Source organism: Desulfonatronovibrio hydrogenovorans DSM 9292 (genome assembly GCF_000686525.1).
Taxonomy (GTDB): Bacteria; Desulfobacterota; Desulfovibrionia; order Desulfovibrionales; family Desulfonatronovibrionaceae; genus Desulfonatronovibrio; species Desulfonatronovibrio hydrogenovorans.
The window spans coordinates 130872-157468 of record NZ_JMKT01000009.1 but is presented as its reverse complement, the minus strand read 5'-3'; the positions used below and the strand labels follow the sequence as shown (position 1 = coordinate 157468).

Here is a 26597-nt window from a genome sequence, read left to right as displayed (position 1 = left end):
AAGCCAACTCTCTACAGTAACCTGAATTACAAGTTTGTAACAGGACAGGATCAGCGTTATCTGCCTGGATGGACACCTAAAAGCCCTGAACAATGATCAACTTACAACTTGCTAACTTTATTGATAAAAATATAATCAGTTTTTTAAATGGCAGGCCAGGATTCCGGCCTTATTTTTGCAAAATAGATGGCAAGACCATTGAGCAGGTCTCAAAGAACAAAAAACTGGGTCCTCAGCCATTACAAGGAGGGGAAAAAATGAGAACTCTGATTATTTCAATACTGATCATCTGCCTGTTCTGATATCCATAATCTTTTTCCTGATTCCAAATTAATATCTTATCCTGCCGGAATAGACCATTTTCCTGATCTTCAATCTACTATACATATCTAAAAAACCATGCTTTAAGAGCAGGTCACAGATCTCAGAACAGAAAAGGCTCTTTCAATAAAAAAACCACAGCTAGTCAGGGGAATACCCGGACAGCCACTCATCAAGGGGGACAACAGTAGCTGGATGGCCATTATCATTAAACCATGGATCAACAGCAAATCTTCTACCAGGTATTGTCTCTTTGACCACAGCTGAATAGTGCCAGAAGGTCAGGTTCATGGGCCCTCTTTTGGCCGGACCAGCCACCTGGTGGTAAAGCAGGAGATGCTCATCTTCCAGAAGGGTCAGGTAGATGGTTGTGTTGACTGTCTCGGCAATGCAGTCCAGTTGTCTGGTTCCCTTTGGTCCAGGCCTGTTTCTGGCTTTATTATACTGCGTGCCAACTTTAGGGCCAATAATTTCTTCCATCAGCCCGACTGTCTTTGAAATTCGATCCCGTTCAAGTTCTGGGGAATCGTTCTGTTCTGGATGCATCTTTTGAACCACTAATTCCCATTCCCAAGGTTCAAATCCAGCTACTTCATGATGCCTGCAGGCATAGGAGACGCAGACCCTAACGTGCTGCACTGCAGGGCTGCCAATGCCGTACCTCGTAAAAAGATCGTCCGGAGATCGAGCAGAGCAGCCTAAAACTGCCAGGGCAAGAAAAAACAGGCATAACCTGGGTAATGAACATGCAGACAGCAGCAGATCAGATAAGCGCATTTACCCGGAAAACCTTTTAAAAAGATCAAGAGTAGCAGAATTCAGGCCATATTTATCCAGTTCATGCTCTGGAACCCAGAGTGCCTCCAGGGCGTCACTCCCAGGTTTGATCCGGCCGGAAACATATTCAGCCAGCAGGTCAACTATGACATAATGGAACAGGATCCTGTCATCCTGGTCCCGCTCAATAAAGTCAAAGGCGTAGATCGGTTCAAGGGCCCGGACAATGATCCCTGTCTCTTCCAGGACCTCCCGCTGGACAGCCTGCTTAAGTGTCTCCCCGGGATGAACCTTTCCTCCTGGGACTGCCCACCTGCCCCTGGAAGGAGCATTGGCCCTCCTGACCAACAAAAAGCCACTATCATGTCTGACAACAGCTCCCACTGCCACTCTTGGCAAATGGACAGCTCCAGAATCCAGCCCCATCACTTCCCTGAATCCTTCTCCCTGATTTCAGCCCGTTTAATTTTACCGCTTATGGTTTTGGGAAGCTCAGACACGTAGTCAATGATCCTGGGATACTTATACGGAGCAGTGACCTTTTTGACATGCTCCTGAAGCTGTCTGGTCAAATCTTCACCAGCTTCATATCCAGAGGCCAGAACAACAGTGGCCTTGACTACCTGCCCCCGCACCTCGTCAGGCACCCCGGTAACTGCTGCTTCAACAACTGCCGGATGGGTAATCAGGGCACTTTCCACTTCAAATGGTCCAATGCGGTAACCCGAACTTTTGATCAGATCATCCACCCGGCCCAGGAACCACAGGTATCCGTCCTCATCCATCCAGGCCTTATCCCCGGTATGATAAAACCCACCCTTCATGACTCCGGCTGTCTTTTCAGGTTCCCTTAAATATCCGGTAAAAAGCCCTGTGGGCCTGGACGGATCAATTTGAACGCAGATCTCACCCTCATCCCCAGTTGCTACCGGCTGATCATTTTCATCCAGAAGGTGGATCTCCCAGCCAGGGGCAGGTTTGCCAATGGAACCGGGCTTAGGATTCATAAACGGGAAAGTCGCTACCTGCAGGGTGGTTTCTGTCTGGCCGTATCCCTCGTAAATAGGAAGTCCAGTAGCCTCCTTCCAGGCATGAAACACACTATCATTCAAAAGCTCACCAGCTGTTGTACAATGCTTCAGGCTTGAAAGATCGTACCGGCGCAGGTCTTCCCGGATGAGAAACCGGTAAACCGTCGGGGGTGCACAGAAACTGGCAACCTTATGTCTGGAAAGAATATCCAGCAGTGCGTCCGGCGTGAATTTCCCCCGGAAATCATAGACAAAAACAACAGCCCTGGCCATCCATTGTCCATAAAACTTTCCCCAGACCGCCTTGCCCCAGCCTGTATCAGCCAGAGTCAGATGAATATCACCGGGTTCCAGATCATGCCAGTAAGCAGCTGTTGTCCAGTGGCCAAGGGGATAGTCATGGGTGTGTTCCACCATTTTAGGTGGCCCTGTTGTCCCTGATGAAAAGAAAATAAGCAGAGGGTCGCTCCCTCCGGGTTTTTCATCCTCGGGAAACACGGTTGATTCACCATTGGTAAGCTCAGCGTATCCGTGCCACCCGCTGCCGGGATCTGCTTCCCCCGCTTCCACCAGCACGGTCAGTTCAGGACATTCAGTCCGGGCTTCATTGACCTTATCTGAAACACTGTCCTCACAGACCACAGCCTTGATTCCGGCAAAGTTGACCCGATAGATGATGTCCTTGGGAGTAAGCAAAGACGGGGACGGGACAGCCACAGCCCCGATTTTATGCAGGGCCAGCATGGTTACCCAGAATTCAACCCTGCGGTACAGGATAATCATAACCCGGTCCCCCCTGGACACTCCTTTTTTCTTCAATCCATTGGCCAGCCGTGATGATTCTTTTGAGAAAAAGCCCAGGGTGTATTCAGTCCGTTTGCCTTGGTCATTAATATGGATCATGGCCGGGGCGTCAGGAGATCTGCGGGCATATGCATCAATAATATCAAAGGCAAAATTGAAATTTTCCGGTATATCTACGTTGAACTGTTTTTGAAACTCTTCATAACTTCTGTATTTTTCCTTAGTAAGCATCAGGGTCCTCATAATCAAAAGTATCTTGGGTTAAACCTTGCTCCCTGGATTGTCTGAAATCCGGTTAAACCGTCCGGGAGCATGTATGAAACAAGAAGAACAGGTCCAGGAAATTCAGTTCATACCAGCTGGCCTGCTAAATAATCACATCAATGAACTCGGCATCCTGACCGTCCAGACCGCGCAGGGCATGGGGGGTCCTGGAAGTAAAATAAAGACTGTCACCAGGTTCAAGGACCAGGATCTTGTCCTCCAGGCGAATTTCAAGTTTTCCTTTAAGAACATGGATAAATTCCTGACCTGGATGCTCATTATATGTGAGCTGGGATTCATCCTTAGCTGGAACCCTGACCAGAAAAGGCTCCATCCTGCGGCCAGTGAATCCATAGGCCAGGCTTTTGTAGTCATAGTCTTTTCTGCGTTCCACACTCATGCCCTTGCCTTTTCTGACCAGGGCATGGTTATGCAAATGGGCCTCGGATCCGGACACCAGGACTGTCAAGTCCACATGGCACAGCTTGGCCATTTCAAACAGGTAGCTGACCGGAATTTCAGTTGTTCCGGACTCATAAAGCCTGACCTTTTCCACATCAAGACCAAGCTTGGAAGCCATGTCTTCATGGGTCAGTTCCATGGCTTCCCGCAGGCCCTGCAAACGCTTGGATATGTCAACATAGGCCGGAGTTTGTGAAGACATCTGTTACTCCTTTTCAGTTACAGGTATTCCAGTTTTGTTTTTTTCCAAAGAGGCAGGCTTATTAAAAAGAAGGCTAAATATCAAGAAACGGATCAGGAGCAAAGCTGACCTGTAGCAGGAAAGACAGATCAGGAGATCATGACAGACTATGAATTTGAGGCAAGCCTTAAGGCCAGTTCAAAGGCCCTGTCCAGGCTTCCTGGATCGGCCCTCCCTGTTCCGGCCAGGTCATAGCCGGTGCCATGGTCCACCGATGTTCTGACAATGGGCAATCCCAGGGTTATATTGACTGAGCTTCCGAATTCCACAACCTTTAATGGCCCAAGACCCTGGTCATGGTACATGGCCAGGACTGCTGAAAATTCTCCTTTCATGGCCCTGGAAAAAACCGTATCTGCCGGAAAAGGGCCGTTGACATTCAGCCCCTGTTTCAGGGCCTCATCTATGGCCGGACTGATCAGAGTTGATTCTTCATTGCCGATCCTGCCCTGCTCCCCGGCGTGGGGGTTGAGGCCACACACTGCCACTGGCCCAGTCAGGCCAAGATTCATGGTGAACTCGCAGGTCAGCTTGAGACAATGAACAATTCTATCTTTAGTAATCAGTTCAGGAACTTTTCTTAAGGGAGGATGGGTGGTGACCAGACTGACCCGGAGGCGTTTTCCACATAGATGCATGCAGACCTTGTCCGGCTGCAGGCCAAAATAGTCAGCCAGAAATTCTGTATGACCGCTGAAATCAAAACCAGCATCTTGAAGGAAAGCCTTGTTCAAAGGACCAGTCACCAAGGCCTGGGCCAGTCCTTTGTTCAGTATTGCACAGGCTTCTTTCAGGCTGATCCCGGCAGCAAAACCCGTATCTGAACTGCCCTGGCCTGGATTATACCTCAGCCCTGCAAGCCCGGAAGGCTCATACAGATAAATCCCGCAAGGACTACTGGCGATACTGCCTGGATCCTCCGTACGCTGCCAGAAAATGGAACGCCCAAGTAAACGTGCGTGATGCTCAAGGATGCTTTCCGGACCTATCACCAGCAGGGAATTGTTCCGGGAAAAAAGTTCCAGGCCGGAGGACAGAAAAAGAAGTTCTGGACCCAGACCTGCCGGATCGCCAAGGGTGTATATCAGTGAAGGCACAAGCTACTCTTTGGGGGATAACTCCATACAATCCTGATAAAAAATACATCCGGACTGGTCGCAGAACCCTTCACACGCCCTGGCAAAACAGTCAAAATTACCCTCAGACCTCTGAATCATGCGGACCGCTTCAATTTTGGTCACCACAAAAGGAATTTTGATTTCTCTGTTTTTGGCCAGTTGCCTTATTTCCTTCATTTTCATGGCTGTCTCCTCACCTGCGCCCTGTTAAAATAAACAGCCCCAAGTCAGGGGCATCAATTGCTTATGCCCCGCAATCCGAGCCTGGCATAAGCTTGGGCATAAACTTCAGCCGATCTCTTCCAGGAAAAATCAGCTTTCATTCCCCTCTTCCTGATCCCTTCCCAGGCCTTTTTGTCCTCAAAAACCGCCAATGCCTTCTCAATGGCCTTGAGAAATTCCTCAGGCAAAGGATTAGCAAAAACAAAACCATTGGCATCTTTTTTCGGATAGGGAATTATGGTGTCTTTAAGCCCTCCAACTGCTGTAGCCACCGGCGGGGTACCATACCGGAGGCTGTACATCTGGGTCAGTCCGCAGGGTTCATACCTGGAAGGCATCAGAAATATATCAGCTCCAGCCTGGATCTTGTGAGCCATTTCCTCGGTGTACCCGACAACACCTGAAATATTATCCGGATACTTCTCAACCAGATCCACCAGCCTGGCTTCATATTCAGCTTCACCCTCACCCAGGATGACTACCCCGACATCCTTCCGGACCAGCTCAGGCACTATATCAAGAAGCAGGTCAATACCTTTCTGGCTGCGCAGCCTTCCGATGAATCCAAGCACAGGCCGGTCCATGAGCCGTTCAGGCAGGCAAAGGTTCTGAATCAGATCTTTTTTGCAGATTATTTTTCCTTCAGGTCTGGACAAGGAATAGTTGGCCTCAAGATATTTGTCCTTTGCAGGATTCCAGACCGTGTAATCTGCCCCGTTGAGTATGCCCGTGACCTGGGAGCTTCTTTTCTGCAGGATGCCCTCCAGTCCGCAACCAAATTCCGGAGTCAGAATTTCCCTGGCATAAGAAGGACTCACAGTGGTGACCAGGTCAGCGTGGGCGATTCCCCCCTTTAACAGGTTGAAACTGTCATAGAACTCCACCCCGTCCATATTCCAGGCCTCGTAAGGCAGTCCGCAGTCCCAGAACAGACGCACCGAAAACCTGCCCTGAAAGGCCAGGTTATGAATAGTAAAGACCGTGGAGGTGTCCGCCCAGAAAGGGTCATATCTTTTCTGATAGTAAATATAGGAATTAAGCAGGGCAGCGTGCCAGTCGTGGGAATGGATTATGCCTGGAGCATGAGCCATTTTCTTCATCAGGGCCAGAGCAGCCCGGCAGAAAAAAATAAACCTTTCACAATTGTCAAAATAATCGCCCCGATAAGTGCAGTAATAATAACGCCGGTCAAAGTATTCTCCACGGTCAATAAAATAGACCGGCATCCCCTTGAAATCGGCCCGGAATATATCCGTCTTGATTTCAGGCCAGGGATAGCCCACATTTAGGTCTTCATATACCAGATGGGGACTGAACTCACTGGTTGCGATCCGGCCATACAGAGGAGTGATGACACAGACTTTGTATCCCATATTGTGCAGGGTCAGGGGCAGAACCCCCATGACATCCGCCAGCCCCCCGGTTTTGGAAAAGGGGTATATTTCCGAGGCTACAAAACAAATATCAGGCTTGAAGTCCATACTTCCTCTACTGGCAATATGTTTCCCAAAATATCGTGACCACCTGATGGATTATGCTGATCATAACCCTGTCAGATACCAAAAATCAAGGCAAAGACCGGATAAAGTGAAGATTTTAAGGTTACAGGTAAAAATGATTCCACAGGCTGGACAAACTGTCATTATTATTGGTCTGATCAGAACCCGGACGGCTCTTGTTTGCTGCTGTTCTGCAGAAGAAAACACATCCCCCAAAGAGCACTCATTTCCGGGTCAGGAGCAATACCGATCTTGTCTGGAATCAGCCACTTTCTTTTACCCAGTCTATGTCTGAGGGTCTTATGGACTGCCTTGACATAAAAAGGAGCCAGCCTGCTCAAGCCACCGCTAAGGCCCACCCTGGTGATTCCAAAGACTGATATGACCTGACTCAGATAAAGCCCCAGCCTTAGTCCATATTTTTCCATGGTTTGCAGGGCCAGGACATCCCTGTCTACCAGAAGGGCATCAATATCTTTGAGCTTAACCAGACCGGGACAGTTGTTCACCGCCAGATCAAAAAGCGCCCTGGCGTTAAGCCATGTTTCAGCGCACCCGGTCTGGCCGCAGCCACATTTGATTTTTCGCCCGGGTCCAAGATAGAGGTGTCCCAGCTCAGGTCCGGCAGGATGCCGACCTCTCCATATTTTGGAATCCATGATGACCCCTGATCCTAAACCAGTGCCCAGGGTGAAGACCATGGCATCATCTGCTCCGGCAAGACAGCCCTTGTAAGCCTCTCCCAAGGCTGCAGCCTGGGCATCGTTCTCCAGAACTGACTCCAGCCCGAAACACTCCCGAACAAACCGCTTTAAATTAAAACCCTTCAGCTCGGGCATATTGGTGGGGGTCAGGTATGTTCCTTTTTCTATATCCATGGGACCGGCACTTGCAACACCAATCTTTCCAGGGGCAGCCGGACAGTCAGACGAAATTTCTCTGATAAGCTCCCTCAAAGTGGCCTTAGTCCCGTCCAGGTCAGCAGGCCTGACTTTTTTCCGGATTATTCCGGACTGACCAGAACCACTGAACCAGGTTCCCCGGATATTACTGCCTCCAAGGTCAAGACATATAAACATAGTTGAATCACCTAGTGCCCGGTCTGAATCTAGTCTGGCTTAACTTGAAGTCCAGAAGGATTTGATCATGATCAAAAGCAGTCTCAGGCAGACGATCCCAATGGAAAAGAGCCGCCCTGGAAGCATCGTCACCGCCCTGCAGCTGGTCAAGATTCAGGGCATAAGCAGTAAAAACCGTGCTGATGGTGTGCGATCTGGGGTCTCTGGACGGATCTGAATAAACACCCAGAATTCCGGTTAAGACCACATCCAGACCGGTCTCTTCCTTTGCTTCCCGGATGGCCGCCAGTTCAGCGCTTTCCCCATAATCCACAAATCCGCCAGGAAGGGCCCAGCCATGCGGAAAATTCTTGCGTTCAATCAGCACCAGCCTGGCCGGGGGAGAATAGATGACAATATCCACCGTTGGGACAGGATTCTTATAAAACTGGATCTGCTCACCACAGGAAGGACAGGGTTTATAATAGCTCATGACCTCAAGCCTTGCTCTTGCTTAATTTTCATGACAATAGTAAAGGGAAGCATCGGAAAATCCGGGCAACAGACCCGCAGCAGATGTCTTATCTGGGGATTTAATGGAATATTCTCCTCCTTGCAACTAGTGAAGCAACAGATATCCGTGTTTTGATCATGATCTGCACCCGCTCCAAACATTGATCCTGACTCTAATTTTTCCGGCCATGACTCAAAGACTGGCCAGCGGACAAAAAAAGCCGGCTGCATATTCAGGGATGAACAGGCAGCCGGCTTTTGCAAAAGGAGGAAGAAACTAAATTTTAACTAGCAAATACCAGGCCAAACGACTCAAAGCCTGTCAGGTCTTTTTCCGCCTGACTTACCACAGTTTTCAATGGAACCACTTGGTACAATTTATTGAACCATCCTTTCAGACAGGCTGTTTCCGGGTCAAGGCCGGTTCAAATTTTTGAATGTTCAGGCCTGAATTTTCTAAAAATTAATCCCAAGTCTAACGTCTCTATGATTTTCAGTTGTCGTCCTAACCAGCTGCCGGCAATTTAATCTCAGTCAATTTTGCCATTAACAAACCAGACACAAAATATTCAACCCAAATTAGGATAATGAGCATGGACATGACCAGTAAAAAAAAGATCCTGATCCTTGGAGCCAGCGGATATGTTGGCGGCAGGCTGACCCCCCTTCTTCTGGAAAAAGGCTACAGAGTCCGGGCCGGTGCAAGGAGCCTGGAAAAGCTTTCATGCCGAAGCTATTCAAACCATCCAGACTTTGAACCGGTTCAGGTTAATGTCCTGGATATGGACAGCCTGGAAAAGGCCTGTCATGGATGCGTTGCTGTCTACTATCTTGTTCATTCCATGGGAGCGGGACCAGCCGGAAAGGGAGACTTTGCTTCGCTGGACAGGACCGCTGCCCGGAATATGATCCAGGCCGCAGAAAAAGTCGGACTGGAGCAGATAATTTACCTGGGCGGACTTGGTGAACTGGATAAAGACCTGAGCCACCACCTGCAGTCCAGACTGGAAGTGGGAGAGATACTTATGTCCGGCCGGGTTCCGGTCACTTTTCTGAAGGCTGCCATGATTCTCGGTTCAGGCAGTGCCTCCTTTGAAGTCATGCGCTACCTGGTGGAGCGGCTGCCGGTCATGATTACTCCAAAATGGGTCCATACCAGATGTCAGCCCATCTCCATTTCCAATGTCCTGGGATATCTGGCCGGATGTCTGGAAAATCCAGAGACACAGGACCAGACCTTTGAAATCGGAGGACCAGACATCCTGACCTATGCTCAGCTGTTCAGGATCTATTCTCAGGAAGCAGGACTGCCGGCCAGGCTCGTCCTCCCTGTCCCCTTTCTGACCCCGAAGCTCAGTTCATACTGGATCCACCTGGTCACCCCTGTGCCTGCTTCCATAGCCAGGCCACTGGCTGAGGGACTAAAAAATGAGGTTATCTGCAAAGAAAACCGGATCAGAAAGATCATCCCCCAGGAGCTTCTTGACTGCAGACAGGCCATTAAAAAGGCCCTTGACCGGCTTGAGCAGGAGCAGGTGGAAACCTGCTGGACCGATGCCGGAGAAGTCGATGTCCCTGAATGGGCTGCCTGTTCCGACACTGCGTATGCAGGAGGAGATATTTATGAAATATCTTTTGAAGTAACTCTGGACAAACCTCTGGAAAAAATCTGGCCTTCCATTGAAGGGATAGGCGGAAGAAAAGGATGGTATTATGCCAATTTTTTATGGAAGATAAGAGGCATTCTGGACCGGGCCATGGGTGGAAGCGGCTACCGGCAGGGCCGCAGAACAGGAAATGAACTGCGCTATGGAGATACCATTGATTTCTGGCGGGTCATCAGGGTAAAAAAATTTGAACAGCTGAGGCTGCTTGCGGAGATGAAGGTCCCGGGACAGGCAATTCTTGAACTTGACCTTTATCCTGGACCCAAAGGGGGCTGCATCCTGGTCCAGAAAGCCAGGTTCTATCCCAAAGGTCTGTGGGGACTGGTCTACTGGAAACTCCTGACTCCGGTCCACAACTTGCTGTTCAAGGGGATGCTTCGAAAACTAGCTGAAAACACTGGGGCAAAGATCATCAATGGACCTGAACGCTCCCAGACTGGAAAAGAACAATGCAGGTTATGAACTGTCCACTTTCAGACCTTTTTTTTCCAGATCGGCAATAGAAATCTTTCCAGGTCTGATTACCTTGATCCTGTCAGGGCCAACCACCCTGATCAGAGTTGAAGGATGCCCCCCTGCCGGACGATGGCTGGAGAAGAACACGCCGTCAACCAGGGCTGCCAGGTCCTTGTCCAGAAAATTGATATCTGAACAGGCTGGACTTCCACTGAAATTGGCGCTGGTGGCAATAAGGGGAAATCCGGACATGAGGCAAAGCCTGGAAGCGTCCGGATGAGGGGTCACCCTTATGGAAACCAGGCCCTGTTCATCCTTTACCCCGGTCGGGATACCATCCCTGGCCCGGGCCAGGATGGACAATGGACCGGGCCAGAACATACGCCCTATTTCCAGACTCTGTCCATCCAGCTGAACCGCATCCAGGCACTGATCCACGCTCCCGGCCACCAGAGGCAGGGGCTTATATCCCGGACGGCCCTTAATTTTTCTGACCCTGTCCACTACCCCGGATGAATTGCCCAGACCGCCCAGGGCAAACAGGGTCTCAGTGGGGTAGATGATTAGACCTTTGTTCAGAACTGCCCGGACAGCTTGATTTATGTCCATCTTCATATTAACTTAACTACCTGATTTGCCGATGAAGGGTTATAAATACGGTGGATTGCCAGAACGGTTTAAGGGCAGTCCAGATGCATCCCTGAAAATTATCCGAACCAGTCAGCCTGATCAATGCTTATTTTGGCAGGAAAGTTGCTGATAGAGAAATAAGTTCATTTCCACGGGAAAAAATTTCCATTAAGGAGAAAGCATGAAAATCAATCCGGATCAAATAAGCCAGATCGCCCGGGAAAACGGGAATGTTCAGAAGAAGACCAGTCCTTCCGGCGAATTTGGGAAGATGCTGGAGCAGGAGATTTCCAGAGGGCAAACCCAGGACAAGACAGCTTCCGGCCCGGCAAGGCTGGACATACTCCAGACCAGTCAGCTTTTGGGCAGCTCACTAATAACCTCGCAAAACCGGGAATCTTCTTTTATGAACCAGATGGACAGCCTACTAAACAAATGGGAAAATTATGCCGCAGGCATGGACTCTCCCAGTTCCAGCCTGAAAGAAGTATACGCCAATCTGGAGAGCATTTCCCGTCAGATCAAGGAGATGAAGAACTCTTCATCATTTGATAACCAGAGTCCTGAAGTAAAGTCCATGATCCAGGAACTTGAAGTCATGGCCACCACCGAGGTTATAAAATTCAACCGCGGAGACTACCTGACCTAGTTCCGGGCCTGTGCAACCCGGCCTCTTTCGGAGGAACTGGCCATGGCCCTGTACTGCGGACCTGCTGGACCCAGAACGCTCTGCCAGAGGACCACTTCTTGGATCTCAAAAACCGGCCAGTGCATCCCGTCAATGGACTCTCTCAACTCTTTCCAGGGATCATTGGTATAAAACGCCTTGATCCTGGCCAGAGTCAAATGGCCTTTGTACCGCCTTTTTGCCCGCTCAAAACCATACTTTTCCATGTCCCTGTCAATCTTTTCTGCCAGGCTAACCAGACTGGAGACATCCAGATCCAGACCCAGCCAGGCCACCCTGTACTGAGCTTTGGATCCGAAAAAGCCTGACCCAGACCCCCTGAGAATGAACTCGGCAAATTCCAGTCTCCTGATATATGCGCATATCTCAGGCACAATGGAATCTTCAACTTCTCCCAGAAATTTCAAGGTCAAATGCCAGTTGCCGGGTTTGGTCCAGGTCAGTTTAGACTGAAATTTGGATTCCCATTCTTTTTTTATTCTGCCAAGCTTTTCCTGATAAACGTCCGGCAGGGCAAGACCAATGAACATCCTCACCGCGGCAGCTCCTGTTGCTTTGAATTGACACCGAGCTTACCCTGATCCGTCAGCATAAGCCATGACTCTTGGTCAGTTATTTTCAAATAGGCTTTGACCTGACAGTCTGGAAAAAGTAGGCTTTAATAAACTGGGAACCAGGTTCTTTCCAGGACTTTTTTTCACTAACCAGGAAAATAGCCAAGGAGGCTCAAATGGACATTGCCATGGATCAGGTAGTTGAGTTTGCTCAGATGTGGGGCCTAAAAGCTGTTGCAGCCCTGACAATTTTCATTGTGGGCCGGATTGCAGCCAAAATCCTGCGCAACACTTTGAGAAAAGCCCTGCACAGGATTAACGTCGATGAAATGCTGGTCTCTTTTGCCTCCAACATCGCCTATGTCCTGCTTTTAATCGTAGTCATCATTGCCGCCTTGAACCAGCTGGGAGTTCAGACCACATCGTTCATTGCCATCCTGGGTGCGGCCGGTCTGGCTGTCGGCCTGGCCCTGCAGGGCTCCCTGGCCAATTTTGCAGCCGGAGTGATGATCATAATCTTTCGTCCTTTTCATGTGGGAGATTTTATTGATGCCGGAGGTTCCACAGGCACTGTGGAAGAAATTGAAATCTTCACCACCAAGATGAAGACACCGGACAACAAGCTGATCATCATCCCCAACAGCCAGATTACCAGCGGAAGCATAACCAACTTTTCGGCCAAGGATACCAGAAGGATCGACCTGGTCATCGGGGTCAGCTACAGTGATGATCTGGGCAAAGTCAAATCAGTGCTTGAATCCATACTGAATGATGACCAGCGAATCCTCAAGGACCCGGCCCCCACCATCGGAGTGCTGGCTCTGGCCGACAGCAGCATCAACTTTGCAGTCCGGCCCTGGGTCAAGTCAGCAGATTACTGGACTACCCTGTTTGATCTGAATAAAATCATAAAAGAGCGTTTTGACCAGGAAGGGATTTCCATTCCATTCCCTCAGCAGGATGTCCACCTTCATCAGATTAAGCATCCTGTTGCAGCATAATCAACTAAGAGAGTTCTGCAGGCTGTCTTCAGGAAGTCTGCAGGCTCTTTTATCGATCCTGCCGAGCTGTTTCAGGAAATAAAAAAGTTCTGATTAAAAGCCTGGGTTAGAATCCTGCTGCGAGAAAACTGCAAAGAATCAATCACGCCCCTCTTTATAACCTTTTTTGAACTCGGACTTGGCCTTGGCAAAGCTATGCTTCCAGGTTTCCCAGGACCTTTCAATCCCTTCTTTAAGTTCTTCCCAGGCCGAATCACCAGCACCTTTCAATTTTTCAAGCTTGTCATTCAAGTCGTTTTGTTTTTGCTGCAGTTCTTCCATTTGCCGCTGATATTTGATCCTGGCTTCTCCTTCAGCCTGATCCGCTTTGGCTGAAAGCCTGTCCAATTCCGCATTCCACTCGTCTATCTTGCCCTTGATCTTCTGAACATAAGCATCCCTTTTACTACCCATGATACTTTCTCCCCATATTCAATCTTCGACCCAAACAAAGTCTAACAACTCTAACCAGAAGATACGTTTGTCTGACAACCATCTGGCAGCTTAATAACCATATCCTGGCAATCTGGTTGATATTACTCCACTTAAACCGCAACAATCACTAAAATCACAAAATTTAGAGCCCGGCAAGGCTTGTGTCAGCGCCGGGATGGTCTCGGACCGGCAAAAAACCACAGAATAACCCCTATAGCCGGGAGAATCAGGATGAGCACGATCCAGAATACCTTTGCCCCGGTAGTGGCGCTACTTTGAAAAATTTGAACAATAGCCCAGACACAGATAATCAGGACAATCAGACCGATCAATCCGCCAACTTCCATTCCCATCCTGAACTCCTTTTCTCTAAAACCCTGTTACTTAAACCGCTGTCTGGCTGACTGCAAAGCCTGGTTCATGGCTTCAAAAGCCATCTCTGCCCCGGTCTTCATATCCTCCAATGCATCCTTGCCTGCCTGCTCCAGTTTCTCAATTCTATGCTTAGCATCGTCTCGCATCTTCCTGAGTTCCTGCAACTCCTCATTAAACTCATCTCTAACCTCAGCTTCAGCCTGCTCAGTCCTGGCCGTTAAGCGGTCGATCTCAACATTCCACTCATCAATCTTGGCCTTGACTTTCTGGACAAAAGCATCCCTTTTTTCACTCATGACCACCTCCGTCCGATAAGTTTATTCTGTTAATTCTCTGAATCCCAAGATACTGAACAGCGTACTGCCAGCCACGGCTCTGATCTGACAGAACAAATCCTAAAACCATCTTCTGAGCTTGAAAAAACCGACTAATCCCAGGCCGATGGCAGCCATGAATCCCAGGCAGATAAAATATCCAGCCGGCCAGGACAGTTCAGGCATATACTCGAAATTCATTCCATAGATCCCGGCGATGAAGGTCAGTGGAATGAAAATGGTGGCAATGATGGTCAAAAGTTTCATGACCGTATTCATCCTGTGGCTGATCAGAGACAGATAGACCTCGTGCAGGCTGGTGTTCAGCTCCCGCTGCAGCTCCAGGCTGTCCATGATCTGCTGACAATGGTCGTACAGATCCCGGAAAAAGACCCTGGTCTTCTGGCCGAACAAGTCTTCGTTCCGGCTCAGGATGGAGCTCAGGATTTCCCTCATGGGCCATACGGTCTGTCTGATGGCTGAGATTGTCCGTCTGATCTGAAATATTTTTTGCAGATGCTCTTCCCTGGGTTGCTCGACCATTTCCTCCTCCAGCAGGTCCAACTGATCCTCCAGTTTTTCCAGGGCAAGAAAAAAGTTGTCCACAAACAGGTCCATCAGGGCATAAAGGGTATAATCAATGTCCATGGATCTCAGCCTGCCCTGCTTTTCGGCCAGGCGCTTCTGGAATTCATCCGGAAAAACATCCCGATTTTCTAAAAAACAGACCAGCGTACTCCCGGTCAGGATAAAACTGACCTGGTCCAGCCGGACTCCCTGATCCTGATCAGCCCACAGACAGGTCTTCATGGTCAGAAAAATGTGCTCCTCGCTCCGGTCCAGCTTGGGCCGGTGTTTTGTATTGACGATGTCTTCAAGAATCAAAGGGTGAATCTGGAATCTTTGGCCAACAGCCCGGATGGGCTCCATTTCGTGCACTCCAAAAACCAGAATCAGATTTTTCCGGTCCTGGTCCGGCCTGGGTACATCCTGGAAGGAAAAGGTCTTGAGATCAAGATTGTCAAGATCATAACTAAAATGGACCATCTCCACAGGGTGCTCACCCCCCTGGCCAATGTAAACCAGAGAGCCTGGAGAAGTACCGGTTTTTTTACTTAGAATGCTCATGTTTCGTCCTGCCTGCCATTGGGGCTGGTTTCATTATCAGGCTTTTCTTTCACCAGCACCTTATCAACCTGCATTCCATCCATGTCCACCACCTCAAACAAGAATCCATCCTGCTCAAATCGGTCTCCGCTGACAGGGACTTTGCCCATCCTGGTTAACACCAGCCCGGCCAGAGTATCCAGACCATCATCTTCCTCCCCGGACAGAACCTGAACTTTGATGAGCTCTTTGAGCTCGTCCAGGCCCAGACGACCGTCCAGCAGAAGCGAGCCATCATCTCGATGAATGATCCAAGGTTCGTGTGGCCATTTGGGCGAAGGCAGCTGTCCAGTGATGGCCTGCAGGACGTCATTGATGGTCACCAGGCCCAGCACCTGGTCCTGGTTGTCAACAACAATAATCATATGCGCCCTGGAACGCTTGAACTGTTCCATCATTTCCAGGGCGTTCATGCTTCTTTTGACGTACCCGGCAGGTTTGATGATTGTCTCCAACCCTGTGCCGGAACCATCAGCTACACCTATCAAATCCTTGGTATGGACTATGCCTAGAATCCCGTCTGATTCATTATTCCTGACCGGATAGCAGGTATGGCCGGATTGTTTCACTTTTTCCAAAATGTCTGCCCAGGGCTCATCCTGGCTGAACCAGACTATGTCCTGAGGCCTGGTCATGAGACTGCCCACGGTCTGGTCGTCCAGCTTAAGCACCTTTTCAACCATTTTCACTTCTGACGGCTCAAATTCACCAGACCGGGCTGCATGCCGGAACATCTGTTTAACCTCGTTTTCAGACAAAGGCTCTTCCTTGTGCCTGCTGATGCCAAACAGCCTGAGCAGCCCATCGGTGGAAATACTCAGTACAGCCACAGCCGGCCCAGCCAGTTTGGACAGCAAAAGCATGGGTCTGGCCACCCGGGAGGAAATCCGTTCCGGACTGAGCATGGCCAGCCGTTTAGGAATCAGCTCACCCAGGACCAGCAGCAGATAAGTAATGAATATCACCACCAGTCCATAACTGATGGTGGTGGAGTACGGGGCCAGATAAGGCACATCATCCAACATGATGCCAAGGTGATGGGCAATGACAGCACCTCCGTAGACGCCGCTCAGTATGCCCATCAGAGTTATTCCGATCTGGATGGTGGACAGAAACCGGTTGGGATGGCGGATAAGATGAATAGCATAAACTGCTCCTCTTCGTCCTTTTCTGGCCAATTCCTTAAGCCGGATCTTCCTGGACTTAACCAGGGCTATCTCAGACATAGCCAGGACACCATTAACCGCAACCAGGAACATAATGACCAGAAATTCCAGTGCCAGGCTGCTGTCCTTTGCGTGTTCCATCATCCCATTATACCTGCTTTAAAATTATTGCCCGAAAAAGGAGGGCTTTAGATAGCAATCCAGCATTACTGTTATTGCTGTAATGGCAGACTCGCCTAACCAGCAACGAGTCTGCTCATGAAAAATCGCCCAGCCCAGCCACCTCGTCTAATGGCATGGAAAAGGCCAGTCCGCCGCTGGGCTCGTCCAGTCTGCAGTCCTGGTTGATTTTTTTGATTATTTTGGGAGCCAGATTACGCTTGGCTACTATGTAAATCAGTTCTTTCAAGGGTTCCACAGGTACGCCCAGAATGCTGATTTTGGTCCGGGTGCTGGAACCTCTGCCAAAAAAAACGGTTCCTCCGCTTGCCCCAAGTTCTTCGGCAATATCAACAACATGCTCACTCACACCTTGGTTAACAATGGCTACTACAAGGGAATACTCAGTTGAAGGCATAATACTGCGGCTCCTTTTTTTAGACAGTGCATATCAGCTTTCAGCCGAAAACTTCCAGGATCGTCCTGGACTGCGGCCTGGAAAGCAGTCCAACTTATTGATATTAAGATAATATCTTAATATATTGTACCTCATGGCTGAAAAAAGGTAAACCTGAAAAGATGTTGACAGGTTTGGTAAAAAAAATCATATAATCATGCCGGATAGCTCCAACCAGCCTCAGCTCATATCCGGGTGTTGACTTATAAGTGGAAACAAGAAAAATTAGCTGGACAAAACGGGTGGACTTCACCTTTTTTATCCGAACCTTCAGCCCTTAACAAACATGAATCAGCAATCCGAACACAAACTGTACTTGAGAAATATGCGCATGGATGATTATGAAATTGTCCGGGACATTATGCGCAAAGTCTATAAAAACGTGGATGCCCCCTGGGACCGGAGCCAGATTGAGCAAATGATCAAACGCTTCCCTGAGGGCCAGATCTGTATTGTGGACAAGGGCCGAACCGTTGCCGTGGCCCTGACCCTGATCATCGACTATGCTGAATACGGGGACAAGCACACCTACATCCAGGTGGTGGGCGACGGTACTCTGAAAAACCATGATCCGGATGGGGACTATCTCTACGGCATCGAGGTCTTTGTGGACCCGGACTATCAGGGTATGCGCCTGGGCCGCAGACTCTACGATGCGCGCAAGGAATTGTGCGAAAAGCTCAATTTAAAAGGGATAATTGTCGGAGGCCGCATACCCGGTTATCGGAAGTACTCTGATCAAATCTCACCCCAGGAATATATCAAGCGGGTCAAGCGCAAGGAAATCTATGATCCGGTTCTGTCCTTTCAGCTGTCCAATGACTTTCACATCAAAAAACTGCTCAAAAACTACTATCCTGTGGATCATCAGTCTGAGGGCAATGCTGTCCTTCTGGAGTGGAACAACATCTATTATGAAGCCAGGACCAGGCTCATCGGCGGCCGCAAAACAATAGTCAGGCTGGGCACTGTCCAGTGGCAAATGCGCCGGTTTGACTCTTTTGACGATTTTCTGCAGCAGGTGGAGTTCTTTGTGGACACGGTCTCTGACTATGAAGCCGACCTGGTCCTTTTCCCTGAACTGTTCAATGCTCCACTCATTGCTAAATTTGAAAAATATTCCCCCCCGGAAGCCATGCGCAGGCTGGCAGAGTATACAGCTGATTTAAGAGATAACCTTATGGAAATGGCCCTGTCCTATAATATCAACATCATATCCGGTTCAGTACCTGAATACCGGGACAACAAGCTGTACAACGTGTCTTTTCTGTGCCGCAGGGACGGCACCTGGGACTCTCAGTACAAGCTGCACATCACCCCTGATGAATCAAGATCCTGGGGGCTGACCGGAGGCGACAGCCTCAAGGTGTTCAATACCGACATTGGCAAGATCGGCATTCTGATCTGCTATGATGTTGAATACCCCGAACTGGCCAGATTTCTGGCAGAAAAAGGAGTAAACATCATCTTAGTGCCCTTCTGGACCGACACCAAGAATGCTTATCTCCGGGTCAGGCGATGCGCCCAGGCCAGGGCCATAGAGAATGAGTGCTACGTGGTCATTTCAGGGAGTGTGGGCAACATCCCCAAGGTTGAAACCATGGGCATTCAGTACTCCCAGGCATCCATCTTCACCCCTTCGGACTTTGCCTTTCCCCACGACGCCATTGCTGCTGAAACCACCCCCAACACTGAAACCACCCTGATCACCGACGTGGACCTGGATCTTTTAAAGGAACTCAGACGACAGGGAAGCGTTCAGAATCTGCACAGCAGGAGAAAGGACCTGTACAAGCTGGAGTGGATGGGGAAGTAGCTTAAACCTGTCTGGAAAAAGCCAGTTTGCTCAAACCTGCTCTGCCCTGAAAATACTGTTCAAGAATACCTTCCTGGCTGCTGGAGATCTTCAGGTCAAAGACAGCGGGAGGCTCCCTTAAACGGGCGTAAATCATCAAGGCCTTGTCAATATAATCGGCAACCACGAATACCAACCCTGATTCGGACAGGTTTCACGACTGAATTCCAGATCAGGGGCAGGGAAATAAAGTCTGATTTCCTTAGCTGGCTACAGGAGGCAAGATTCTCAACTCATCAGGACCTATTGACCTGCTCCACTCCGGCAACCGCCAGGACAGAAAACTTGCACATCCGGTCCACGGCCATGACCGCTCCCTGCTCCATGTCCACAATCCATGACTTGAATCTGGTCTGGGCATCAGCGCTCCACAGCCAAGCCCTGTTCTGCAGCTTCCAGACAAGCGGGTAACAATAATCTTCCAGACTTTTTCGCGGCCGCAGTAAAGTCAGCAGCTCATCAACAGTGGGCAGTCTCCATAAAATATTTTCCCGTTCAGACACTGGATCACGGTTCATCTGATCCGGATACTTTTTTGCCTCATCAAAACTGAGCCGTTTTCTCGACAACTCCAAGGCCCAGGTCAGACCGGTACTCAGATCAAAATAACCATGCTGCTGTTTTTGAAAATCATTGAGTACAAAACTCCGGGCCTGCATCAGTGAGTCAAGTCCGGGAAAGGGATGCAAATCATCCTTTCCGGTCTGAACCGGACAGGATCGAACATTCAGGGTTTGGACTGACAACTGGCTGCTTTTTGGATCGTGCATGATGCAGATCTGGTCCCGCCTTTTTTCCCAGGCTTTTGCCAGAACCTTGAGCTGGTCCAGCATGGAACCGGCATTTTGAAAACGAAGGTCCGGCTCAGGGTTGGCTGCCCTTTCCAGAAATTCATCCCAGCCCGGTCCAAAAACAGACTTATCTGATGGCTGGTTAGTAGGTTGTCCTGGGAAAACCCCGAAGATCATTCTATGCAGAACAACACCCAGGGAGTAAAGATCTGCCCGTTCATCAGCCTGGTCAGGATCTTCAATCTGCTCAGGAGCTGCATAGTATGGTGAACCAATGGCCAGTCCGGGAGGATTGCTCTCTGCCAGACCTTTGATCCTGAAAAGTCCGAAATCAATCAGCCTGACCCGGCCGGCCCTGGTGAGCATGATGTTCTCAGGCTTGACATCACGGTGGATGATTTGGTGTGCATGCAAGTGAACCAGTGCATCCAGGACTTGAGCGGCAATGTCCAGGGCCCTGAGGGGAGAAAGAATTCTTGACGGTTGTGGTGAATCACTGACTGTACCCATGATCAGGCCAAGATTAAGGCACAGGTACTCCAAAAGCATAAAGGAATGTCTGCGATGCTGGCCGCTGTCTACGATCCTGGCTATGTTATCATGTTTCAGCCTGGACATTATTCTTATCTCATCATCAAACCTCTTCTGGATTTTTTCCGGACCCAGCATCTGGACCAGAGTATCATCAGGTTTAAGCAGTTTAAGGGCAAACAGGTTTTCTTCCGGATCTGAGACCTTATACACCCGGCCCATTCCACCCCTGCCAAGGAGACCGAGCAATCTGTACCCTTTAATGCAGCGCATGACAGTTCACCTCAGGCGTAAGGCGTAAAACTCAGGAAACCCCCTGGCACGAATGCCCTGGACAGTTTTTTCAACATCATATTCAACAAACCTCACTTCAATCCTTCTCATGCGGTCATCAAAAATCACGTATTTGGCCCGATTATCCCCATCCCTGGGCTGACCCACGCTGCCCACATTAATTATGGCTTTTTGACCGGAAATCTCATGCTCCCCCCTGCCGATCCTGGTCCGTCTTACTTCATGGCCAATCAGTTCAACCATTTCAAGCTCATGGGTATGGCCAACAAAAGCCAGATCCGTATTCATGAATGAAAATATTCTTTCAAGATCTCCCATACCTAACTCCTGCAGATATCTGGTGGCAGAGGCTGGGGGACAGCCATGGACCATGAGCATATTTTGGTGGGAACGGGACAGGGGCCAGGTGGCCATGTACTCTTTGGAATCCAAGGACAAAAGCTTTCTGGCCTGTTCAAAATGCAGCCAGGTGGGCTCATTGAAATAATTGGCAGCCCCGGGTCTGATCAGAGCCAGCTCATGGTTGCCCAGAATGCAGGGAATTTGAAGAGTTTTAAGCAGCTGAACACATTTCTCCGGGTCCGGCCCATAACTGATGGCATCCCCCAAAAAAAAACAGGACTCAATATTCCGGGAAGAAATATCCTGGACAACCCTGCTGAATGCCTCAATGTTTCCGTGAATGTCTGAAAATATTGCAAAACGCAATGGACTGGCCTTCTAGTACAAATTGAACAGACATAATCCTCCGGCTGGTCATGACTGTCAAAATCAGGACCCAATCAGAACCGAATCACCCTTCAGTAAGCTGGATCGTTTTTATCATGACCCACCGCCAGAAACCAGGAAACAGCCCCGTCCGGATCGGTCGGTGATCAGGAAGAGAGCGCCTGAGCTTTACTCCAAAACTTCAACCCTGGGGACTTCAAACAGGTTATTCGCATAGGTGACAGATTCCTGCCACTTTTTTCAGGTCAAGGACAAAAGTAATGCCTGCTCCGGGCTTGTTCAGCTCCCCTGCCTCTATCATAGCCGACATGACCTTGTCGGTAATATCCTTGGGGACTATAGTCAAAAGGATGTCTTTTTCAGGCTCTATAGGAATCCCCAGCAGGGTTTTGGTTTCCCTGATTCCTGTACCCCGTCCGGGAATGATGGTTCCACCTTCAGCCCCGGCCTCTTTGGAAGCCTTAAGTATAGGCTGGCAGCCGCCCTTGTTGACAATAGTCACGATCAGGTCAAACTGAAGCTCTGATTTCATTCCTAACTCCTTTTAATGGCGTTCATAATCGCCCCCACCAGCATCACCGACAGGATCGGGGCCATGGCCACCAGGGCTATGAGCCCGAATCCGTCCTGGACCGCACTCCTGCCTTCCATGGCCTCAGCCAGGCCCAGGGCTATGGCCATGACAAAGGTCACGGTCATGGGACCGGTGGCTACTCCTCCGGCATCAAAGGCTATGGAAATAAACGACTGTTCACAGAACTTCATCAGGATCAGTGCAGCCAGATAGCCGGGAATGACAATATGATAGATGGAAATGCCGAAAATGATCTTGGCCATGCCGATGGCCACAAATATTCCAACCCCTAGGGACAGAATTATGAGCATGAAGCTGAACCTGAGGGACCCGGATGAGGCTTTTTCCACATTTTCGCACAGAATACGGACTGCAGGCTCTGCAACCGTGGCCACCACTCCCAGGATGAAGCCTATGGGAATCAGGATCCACAGGTTTTCAAAGGAATTCATGATCTCGCCCATCTGGGTGCCCACTGGCAGAAAACCCACCTGAACTCCCTGCAGAAAAAGGGTCAGCCCGGCTATGGCCAGGACAATACCCTTGAACAGGTTGATCACATACTCCCTGGACAGCTTAAGATAAACCAGCTGAAAAAACAGAAAAAAGGCCACCAGAGGCCCCATGGCCATGAAGACCTCTCCCAGGACATGACCGAAATTCAGAAAATCTAACAGCTCTTTCATGAGTAGATTATCCCCAGGATCATCACTCCCAGAACCGGACCAATGGAAGCCAGGCCAATGAGTCCAAAACCATCGCTGAAAGAAGACCTTCCGCCCAGAACCGCTGTAACTCCCAGGCCAAGGGCCAGGATGAACGGCACAGTGACCGGTCCTGTGGTCACACCACCAGCGTCAAAGGAGATGGGCACGAAATCGGCAGGAGTAAAAAAGGACAGAACAAGAATCAGCACATATCCCCCGGCCAGGACATAGGCAATGGGCAGGTTCATGACAATCCTGAGCATGGCCAGGGTTACAAATACTGCCACCCCGATAGCCACAAAAAGAATCAGGATGTTCCGGTTCACAAACCCGTCAGACACAAAGTCCACCTGATGGGCCAGGACCCGGACATCCGGCTCGGCCATGGTTACGGTAAAACCCAGGATAAAAGCGAAAAACAACAGGAAGAACAGAGATCCCCTCTTGGGCAGCTCAGCACCTATGGCCTCGCCCATGGGCAAAAGACCGATCTTGACCCCCTGCAGAAAAAGAAACAGGCCGATCATGACCATGACCACACCGATTAAAAACCTGGAGAATAGAAGCCAGGGCATGGATATCAAAAAGACCTGCAGCAGAACTACCACCAAAGTGATGGGCAGAACAGCCTGAATGACCTCCAGAAGACCTTCTTTTATATCTTTGTACATAATTAATCCCAGAAATCCAGCAAACCCTGGATGGCAGCTGCTGAAGCCTGTTCCTTAATTTGCAGCCGTTGTCCTTGAAAAACAAATCTTTTCCAGCGGATGCGTTCCAAAAGCCCCCAGGCCATGTAAACCGTACCCACGGGCTTTTCCAGGGTGCCTCCCCCTGGCCCGGCGATTCCGGAAACAGCGATTCCGGCCTGAGCACTGGTCAGAGAAATCACCCCCCTGACCATGGCTTCCACGCATTGGCTGCTGACTGCACCAAAACCGTTGAGCAGCTCCTGGTCCACACCCAGGATGGATGTTTTAAGGTGATTGGAATAGGCCACCACTCCGCCTGCATACCACCTGGAGCTGCCTGGCTCATTGGTCAGCAGGTGGCTGATCAGCCCTCCGGTACAGGACTCAGCCGTGGCCAGAAAAAGCCTTTCTGCCTCCATCCGGCCTGCCAGAACCTTGATCATGGGCTGTTCATATTCCATCCCTGCCTGCCTGCTAAGTAACATCTATAATTAATTAGAATCCAAATAACAAGACCAGGTTAGGTTCCTCAGGCCAGAAGAAAATTGGTGATGATGAGATATCCGGTATAAGCTTGGTAAAGGGCCAGGCAGATCAGAACAATGTTGTTGGCTCCATGGATGGCTGGCAGCCAGATCCTTTTTTTTCTGCGCCGGTCCATGATTGACCCGGTCAGATAAGCCACAAGCATGAACGGAGTCATGATCATGGCTCCCTGGTTGTGGTTAAGAAAGATTCCGCTCATACCAAAGTGGTTGTTTACCGCCACTTTGCCCAGGACCAGACCGGCCAGCCAGACAATAATCACCAGCCGGCCCCAGAAAACATGACCCTTCCAGTTGAACCTGGTTTTTTTACCAAGATGCAGGCCCTTGAACCTTTCCCAGCCCAGTAAAAGCACATAAAAAGCCGCAATAGTTGCCAACAGCTGCAGTAAAGGATGAAACCAGAGCATATGTACCTCCATGTTGATTTGACTGATCACTTATCATATTTCAAAGCTTTCTGCAGGCCCGGGGCTCGTGGCAGATGGCGAATTAAGACAAAGGCCTGATTCCGGTCAGACTTGATCATGGGGACATTATTTATAATTTTCTCTTCTGATGCAACCTGCCTTGCAAAGCATCTGGTTATCCTTTAGAAATGGGCACCATGCCTTTGAGCAAGCATTTTTTCAATCCAGGCCAACAGCCCTGGATGATAAAAGCTCCTTTTCCCAAGCACACCCAGGGATCTAAGCAAAGGAGAAGATCATTATGAAATACATTCCATCCCAAGTGGTCTTTTTCTTTCAGAGCAGGGTTGCCAAAAGCAACATCAGGGCCCTGATCAAGTTTCTTCTGGTCCTGCTCTTTATGATAACCGTATACAGTTTCGCCTTTCAGTACATCAAACTATACGAAGGAGAGAAATACACCCTGGTCACCGGGTTCTACTGGACCCTGACCACCATGAGCACCCTTGGCTTCGGGGACATCACCTTCACCAGCGACTTGGGAAGGCTCTTTTCCATCCTGGTCATGATGTCCGGGGTGGTCTTCCTCCTGGTCATGCTTCCCTTCACCTTTATCCAGTTTTTTTACGCACCCTGGCTGGAAGCCCAGGATAAGGCCAGAACCCCCAGGGAGCTGCCTCAGGATACAACCGGTCATGTCCTTTTGACCAACTCTGATCCCCTGAGCACCGCCCTGGTGGAAAAACTCAAGCAGTACAAATACCCTTATGCCATTATTGTCCCTGATCAGCACCAGGCCCTTGAACTCTATGATCAGGGATATAAAATTATTCTGGGCGATCTGGATGACATTGAAACCTACCGCAAAACCAGGGCTGACAAGGCAGCTCTGGTTTTCTTCAACAATGATGACCAGACAAACACCAATGCTGTCTTTACCTTGCGCGAACTATCAAAAGAGCCGCCTGTTATCTCCAGTGCCGAAGTCAGTGAATCAGCTGATATTCTGGAGCTGGCCGGAAGCAGCCAGGTCTACCAGTTCACCAGGATGCTGGGTCGGTCTCTGGCCCGAAGGGTTCTGGGTGTGAGTATGCATGCCAATATCATTGGCAGATTCAATGAACTGCTCATTGCCGAGGCTCCGGCCATGCGCACGCCCCTGGTAGGCAAAACCCTGCTCCAGAGCAAACTTAGAGAAAGCACAGGAGTCAATGTAGTGGGAATCTGGGAACGGGGCAAATTCCAAAGCCCCCTTCCAGAGACCACCATCACCTCTGATTCGGTTCTGGTTCTGGCTGGATCGGAAAAACAGCTGGAAAAATACGATGATATTTACGGGATCTACAACCTGTCTTTTGCCCCGGTCCTGATCCTGGGCGGGGGACGGGTGGGACAGGCAGCTGCCCAGGCACTTCAAGAAAATGAAATTGAGTACAGGATAGTTGAAAAAAGTCCCAGAGTGGCAGGAAACAGGGAAAATTACATTCAGGGCAATGCTGCTGACCTCAATATCCTGAAAAAAGCCGGAATCGACAAGACTCCTTCCATTATCGTCACCACCAATAACGATGACCTGAACATCTACCTGACCATCTATTGTCGCAAGCTGATGCCTGAAGTTCAGATCATCACCCGGGCCACCAGAGAAAGAAATATTCCCAAACTCCACCATGCAGGGGCCGATCTTGTAATGTCCTATGCATCCATGGGTGCCAACACCATCATTAATTACCTCAGAGGAGACAACGTGATGATGGTTGCCGAAGGACTGGACATTTTCAAGGAAAAAGCACCTGAAGCTCTGGTGGGCAAGACTCTGGCCGAAAGTGAGATCCGCAAGAAAACCGGATGCAGTGTCATTGCCATAGAGTTCCAGGGAGCAATCAATATAAACCCCGGACCAGACACCATCATCAACAAGGATGAGGAGTTGATCCTGATTGGAACTACAGAAGCCGAAAGTAAATTTTTAAGCAGTTTCATAAAAAAATAGCCATATTCATGCTCTTTTTTTCACAAGTATTTACTTGAATCATTCTGCTCATGATCTG

The 26597-nt window shown here is 49.5% G+C and carries 29 protein-coding genes; 5 read left to right on the top strand and 24 right to left on the bottom strand.

What is annotated here, in order from left to right; translation table 11 throughout:
* Positions 1 to 462 precede the first annotated feature (462 nt).
* The 9 genes from P771_RS18240 to P771_RS0105975 form a co-directional block, all read right to left on the bottom strand.
* The gene (locus P771_RS18240) at positions 463 to 960 is read right to left on the bottom strand and encodes a hypothetical protein (RefSeq protein WP_150112142.1); all 498 of its coding nucleotides are present in this window, start codon (positions 958 to 960) and stop codon (positions 463 to 465) included.
* A 138-nt stretch (positions 961 to 1098) separates the two neighbouring features.
* Entirely contained in the window at positions 1099 to 1524 is a 426-nt protein-coding gene (locus P771_RS0106010; protein ID WP_035243987.1) for an NUDIX hydrolase, read from the bottom strand.
* Entirely contained in the window at positions 1524 to 3164 is a 1641-nt protein-coding gene (locus P771_RS0106005; protein WP_150112141.1) for an AMP-binding protein, read from the bottom strand. Before P771_RS0106005 ends, P771_RS0106010 begins: the two co-directional genes overlap by 1 nt.
* Positions 3165 to 3300: 136 nt before the next feature.
* Positions 3301 to 3861, bottom strand: a complete 561-nt coding sequence (locus P771_RS0106000) for a helix-turn-helix domain-containing protein (protein ID WP_028574430.1) — start codon at positions 3859 to 3861, stop codon at positions 3301 to 3303.
* Positions 3862 to 4007: 146 nt separating this feature from the next.
* Positions 4008 to 4997: a 4-hydroxythreonine-4-phosphate dehydrogenase PdxA gene (gene pdxA / locus P771_RS0105995; RefSeq protein ID WP_028574429.1), complete on the bottom strand. Its 990-nt coding sequence runs from the start codon at positions 4995 to 4997 to the stop codon at positions 4008 to 4010.
* A 3-nt stretch (positions 4998 to 5000) separates the two neighbouring features.
* Complete coding sequence (locus P771_RS0105990) at positions 5001 to 5201, bottom strand: hypothetical protein (protein WP_028574428.1); 201 nt, start codon at positions 5199 to 5201, stop codon at positions 5001 to 5003.
* 53 nt (positions 5202 to 5254) lie between these two features.
* Positions 5255 to 6721, bottom strand: coding sequence for a glycogen synthase GlgA (glgA, locus tag P771_RS0105985; RefSeq protein WP_028574427.1), 1467 nt, complete (start codon positions 6719 to 6721; stop codon positions 5255 to 5257).
* A gap of 176 nt (positions 6722 to 6897) precedes the next feature.
* Positions 6898 to 7818 (bottom strand): ROK family protein, encoded by a 921-nt coding sequence (locus tag P771_RS0105980; RefSeq protein WP_028574426.1) that lies wholly within the window; start codon positions 7816 to 7818, stop codon positions 6898 to 6900.
* Positions 7819 to 7825: 7 nt separating this feature from the next.
* On the bottom strand, positions 7826 to 8290 hold the full coding sequence (locus P771_RS0105975) for an NUDIX domain-containing protein (protein ID WP_028574425.1): 465 nt from the start codon (positions 8288 to 8290) through the stop codon (positions 7826 to 7828).
* 619 nt (positions 8291 to 8909) lie between these two features.
* On the opposite strand from P771_RS0105975, the gene P771_RS0105955 reads away from it, so the two are divergent.
* On the top strand, positions 8910 to 10439 hold the full coding sequence (locus tag P771_RS0105955; RefSeq protein WP_208595945.1) for an SDR family oxidoreductase: 1530 nt from the start codon (positions 8910 to 8912) through the stop codon (positions 10437 to 10439).
* Here the strand turns inward: P771_RS0105955 and P771_RS0105950 are convergent.
* Positions 10434 to 11048 (bottom strand): L-threonylcarbamoyladenylate synthase, encoded by a 615-nt coding sequence (locus P771_RS0105950; RefSeq protein ID WP_028574422.1) that lies wholly within the window; start codon positions 11046 to 11048, stop codon positions 10434 to 10436. The two genes, P771_RS0105955 and P771_RS0105950, sit on opposite strands and share 6 nt — an antisense overlap.
* Positions 11049 to 11244: 196 nt before the next feature.
* Here P771_RS0105950 and P771_RS18235 point away from each other — a divergent pair, with 196 nt between their 5' ends.
* Entirely contained in the window at positions 11245 to 11712 is a 468-nt protein-coding gene (locus P771_RS18235) for a hypothetical protein (protein WP_051617151.1), read from the top strand.
* Here P771_RS18235 and thpR read toward each other — a convergent pair.
* Positions 11709 to 12281, bottom strand: coding sequence for an RNA 2',3'-cyclic phosphodiesterase (thpR, locus tag P771_RS0105940; RefSeq protein WP_051617150.1), 573 nt, complete (start codon positions 12279 to 12281; stop codon positions 11709 to 11711). The two genes, P771_RS18235 and thpR, sit on opposite strands and share 4 nt — an antisense overlap.
* A gap of 200 nt (positions 12282 to 12481) precedes the next feature.
* On the opposite strand from thpR, the gene P771_RS0105935 reads away from it, so the two are divergent.
* Positions 12482 to 13306, top strand: coding sequence for a mechanosensitive ion channel family protein (locus tag P771_RS0105935; RefSeq protein ID WP_028574420.1), 825 nt, complete (start codon positions 12482 to 12484; stop codon positions 13304 to 13306).
* A 138-nt stretch (positions 13307 to 13444) separates the two neighbouring features.
* On the opposite strand, the gene P771_RS0105930 is transcribed toward P771_RS0105935, so the two are convergent.
* From P771_RS0105930 to P771_RS0105905, 6 genes are all read right to left on the bottom strand, one after another.
* Entirely contained in the window at positions 13445 to 13759 is a 315-nt protein-coding gene (locus P771_RS0105930; RefSeq protein ID WP_028574419.1) for a sll1863 family stress response protein, read from the bottom strand.
* A gap of 185 nt (positions 13760 to 13944) precedes the next feature.
* Positions 13945 to 14133, bottom strand: a complete 189-nt coding sequence (locus P771_RS0105925; RefSeq protein ID WP_028574418.1) for a PLDc N-terminal domain-containing protein — start codon at positions 14131 to 14133, stop codon at positions 13945 to 13947.
* Between the two features lie 27 nt (positions 14134 to 14160).
* The gene (locus P771_RS0105920) at positions 14161 to 14451 is read right to left on the bottom strand and encodes a sll1863 family stress response protein (protein ID WP_028574417.1); all 291 of its coding nucleotides are present in this window, start codon (positions 14449 to 14451) and stop codon (positions 14161 to 14163) included.
* Positions 14452 to 14550: 99 nt separating this feature from the next.
* A complete protein-coding gene (corA, locus tag P771_RS0105915; RefSeq protein ID WP_028574416.1) occupies positions 14551 to 15597 on the bottom strand; it encodes a magnesium/cobalt transporter CorA in 1047 nt (348 codons plus the stop codon).
* On the bottom strand, positions 15594 to 16946 hold the full coding sequence (locus tag P771_RS0105910) for a hemolysin family protein (RefSeq protein WP_051617149.1): 1353 nt from the start codon (positions 16944 to 16946) through the stop codon (positions 15594 to 15596). The genes corA and P771_RS0105910 overlap by 4 nt, the downstream gene beginning before the upstream one ends.
* A 112-nt stretch (positions 16947 to 17058) precedes the next feature.
* Positions 17059 to 17379, bottom strand: a complete 321-nt coding sequence (locus tag P771_RS0105905) for a P-II family nitrogen regulator (protein WP_035243986.1) — start codon at positions 17377 to 17379, stop codon at positions 17059 to 17061.
* Positions 17380 to 17704: 325 nt separating this feature from the next.
* Between P771_RS0105905 and P771_RS0105895 the strand changes: the two genes are divergently transcribed.
* Positions 17705 to 19234, top strand: a complete 1530-nt coding sequence (locus P771_RS0105895) for a bifunctional GNAT family N-acetyltransferase/carbon-nitrogen hydrolase family protein (protein ID WP_028574412.1) — start codon at positions 17705 to 17707, stop codon at positions 19232 to 19234.
* Positions 19235 to 19509: 275 nt separating this feature from the next.
* On the opposite strand, the gene P771_RS16660 is transcribed toward P771_RS0105895, so the two are convergent.
* From P771_RS16660 to P771_RS0105855, 7 genes are all read right to left on the bottom strand, one after another.
* Positions 19510 to 20868 carry a protein kinase domain-containing protein gene (locus tag P771_RS16660; protein ID WP_084301715.1) on the bottom strand — a complete coding sequence of 453 codons (1359 nt, stop codon included), beginning with the start codon at positions 20866 to 20868 and terminating at the stop codon, positions 19510 to 19512.
* Positions 20869 to 20874: 6 nt separating this feature from the next.
* The gene (locus P771_RS0105880; RefSeq protein WP_028574411.1) at positions 20875 to 21597 is read right to left on the bottom strand and encodes a metallophosphoesterase family protein; all 723 of its coding nucleotides are present in this window, start codon (positions 21595 to 21597) and stop codon (positions 20875 to 20877) included.
* 226 nt (positions 21598 to 21823) lie between these two features.
* On the bottom strand, positions 21824 to 22150 hold the full coding sequence (locus P771_RS0105875) for a P-II family nitrogen regulator (RefSeq protein ID WP_028574410.1): 327 nt from the start codon (positions 22148 to 22150) through the stop codon (positions 21824 to 21826).
* A 2-nt stretch (positions 22151 to 22152) separates the two neighbouring features.
* Entirely contained in the window at positions 22153 to 22878 is a 726-nt protein-coding gene (locus tag P771_RS0105870; protein ID WP_028574409.1) for a DUF1538 domain-containing protein, read from the bottom strand.
* Entirely contained in the window at positions 22875 to 23570 is a 696-nt protein-coding gene (locus P771_RS0105865) for a DUF1538 domain-containing protein (RefSeq protein ID WP_028574408.1), read from the bottom strand. Before P771_RS0105865 ends, P771_RS0105870 begins: the two co-directional genes overlap by 4 nt.
* 2 nt (positions 23571 to 23572) lie before the next feature.
* Positions 23573 to 24052 (bottom strand): CinA family protein, encoded by a 480-nt coding sequence (locus P771_RS0105860; protein ID WP_028574407.1) that lies wholly within the window; start codon positions 24050 to 24052, stop codon positions 23573 to 23575.
* A 68-nt stretch (positions 24053 to 24120) separates the two neighbouring features.
* Positions 24121 to 24546 carry a hypothetical protein gene (locus P771_RS0105855; protein WP_028574406.1) on the bottom strand — a complete coding sequence of 142 codons (426 nt, stop codon included), beginning with the start codon at positions 24544 to 24546 and terminating at the stop codon, positions 24121 to 24123.
* A gap of 301 nt (positions 24547 to 24847) precedes the next feature.
* Here P771_RS0105855 and P771_RS0105850 point away from each other — a divergent pair, with 301 nt between their 5' ends.
* Positions 24848 to 26539, top strand: a complete 1692-nt coding sequence (locus P771_RS0105850; protein WP_028574405.1) for a potassium channel family protein — start codon at positions 24848 to 24850, stop codon at positions 26537 to 26539.
* Positions 26540 to 26597: the final 58 nt, after the last annotated feature.

Bases quoted from the DNA above. Each gene is read 5' to 3' on its own strand.
- P771_RS0105895 (WP_028574412.1), top strand. From the start codon at position 17,705: ATGAATCAGCAATCCGAACACAAACTGTACTTGAGAAATATGCGCATG.
- P771_RS0105905 (WP_035243986.1), bottom strand. From the start codon at position 17,379: ATGCCTTCAACTGAGTATTCCCTTGTAGTAGCCATTGTTAACCAAGGT.
- P771_RS18235 (WP_051617151.1), top strand. From the start codon at position 11,245: ATGAAAATCAATCCGGATCAAATAAGCCAGATCGCCCGGGAAAACGGG.
- P771_RS0106010 (WP_035243987.1), bottom strand. From the start codon at position 1,524: ATGGGGCTGGATTCTGGAGCTGTCCATTTGCCAAGAGTGGCAGTGGGA.
- P771_RS0105920 (WP_028574417.1), bottom strand. From the start codon at position 14,451: ATGAGTGAAAAAAGGGATGCTTTTGTCCAGAAAGTCAAGGCCAAGATT.
- P771_RS0106005 (WP_150112141.1), bottom strand. From the start codon at position 3,164: ATGCTTACTAAGGAAAAATACAGAAGTTATGAAGAGTTTCAAAAACAG.
- corA (WP_028574416.1), bottom strand. From the start codon at position 15,597: ATGAGCATTCTAAGTAAAAAAACCGGTACTTCTCCAGGCTCTCTGGTT.
- P771_RS0105870 (WP_028574409.1), bottom strand. From the start codon at position 22,878: ATGAAAGAGCTGTTAGATTTTCTGAATTTCGGTCATGTCCTGGGAGAG.
- P771_RS0105950 (WP_028574422.1), bottom strand. From the start codon at position 11,048: ATGAAGATGGACATAAATCAAGCTGTCCGGGCAGTTCTGAACAAAGGT.
- P771_RS0105860 (WP_028574407.1), bottom strand. From the start codon at position 24,052: ATGGAATATGAACAGCCCATGATCAAGGTTCTGGCAGGCCGGATGGAG.
- P771_RS16660 (WP_084301715.1), bottom strand. From the start codon at position 20,868: ATGCGCTGCATTAAAGGGTACAGATTGCTCGGTCTCCTTGGCAGGGGT.
- P771_RS0105990 (WP_028574428.1), bottom strand. From the start codon at position 5,201: ATGAAAATGAAGGAAATAAGGCAACTGGCCAAAAACAGAGAAATCAAA.
- P771_RS0105975 (WP_028574425.1), bottom strand. From the start codon at position 8,290: ATGAGCTATTATAAACCCTGTCCTTCCTGTGGTGAGCAGATCCAGTTT.
- P771_RS0105865 (WP_028574408.1), bottom strand. From the start codon at position 23,570: ATGTACAAAGATATAAAAGAAGGTCTTCTGGAGGTCATTCAGGCTGTT.
- thpR (WP_051617150.1), bottom strand. From the start codon at position 12,281: ATGTTCATTGGTCTTGCCCTGCCGGACGTTTATCAGGAAAAGCTTGGC.
- P771_RS0105925 (WP_028574418.1), bottom strand. From the start codon at position 14,133: ATGGGAATGGAAGTTGGCGGATTGATCGGTCTGATTGTCCTGATTATC.
- P771_RS0105875 (WP_028574410.1), bottom strand. From the start codon at position 22,150: ATGAAATCAGAGCTTCAGTTTGACCTGATCGTGACTATTGTCAACAAG.
- P771_RS0105855 (WP_028574406.1), bottom strand. From the start codon at position 24,546: ATGCTCTGGTTTCATCCTTTACTGCAGCTGTTGGCAACTATTGCGGCT.
- P771_RS0106000 (WP_028574430.1), bottom strand. From the start codon at position 3,861: ATGTCTTCACAAACTCCGGCCTATGTTGACATATCCAAGCGTTTGCAG.
- P771_RS0105980 (WP_028574426.1), bottom strand. From the start codon at position 7,818: ATGTTTATATGTCTTGACCTTGGAGGCAGTAATATCCGGGGAACCTGG.
- P771_RS0105850 (WP_028574405.1), top strand. From the start codon at position 24,848: ATGAAATACATTCCATCCCAAGTGGTCTTTTTCTTTCAGAGCAGGGTT.
- P771_RS0105930 (WP_028574419.1), bottom strand. From the start codon at position 13,759: ATGGGTAGTAAAAGGGATGCTTATGTTCAGAAGATCAAGGGCAAGATA.
- glgA (WP_028574427.1), bottom strand. From the start codon at position 6,721: ATGGACTTCAAGCCTGATATTTGTTTTGTAGCCTCGGAAATATACCCC.
- P771_RS0105910 (WP_051617149.1), bottom strand. From the start codon at position 16,946: ATGATGGAACACGCAAAGGACAGCAGCCTGGCACTGGAATTTCTGGTC.
- P771_RS0105955 (WP_208595945.1), top strand. From the start codon at position 8,910: ATGACCAGTAAAAAAAAGATCCTGATCCTTGGAGCCAGCGGATATGTT.
- P771_RS0105935 (WP_028574420.1), top strand. From the start codon at position 12,482: ATGGACATTGCCATGGATCAGGTAGTTGAGTTTGCTCAGATGTGGGGC.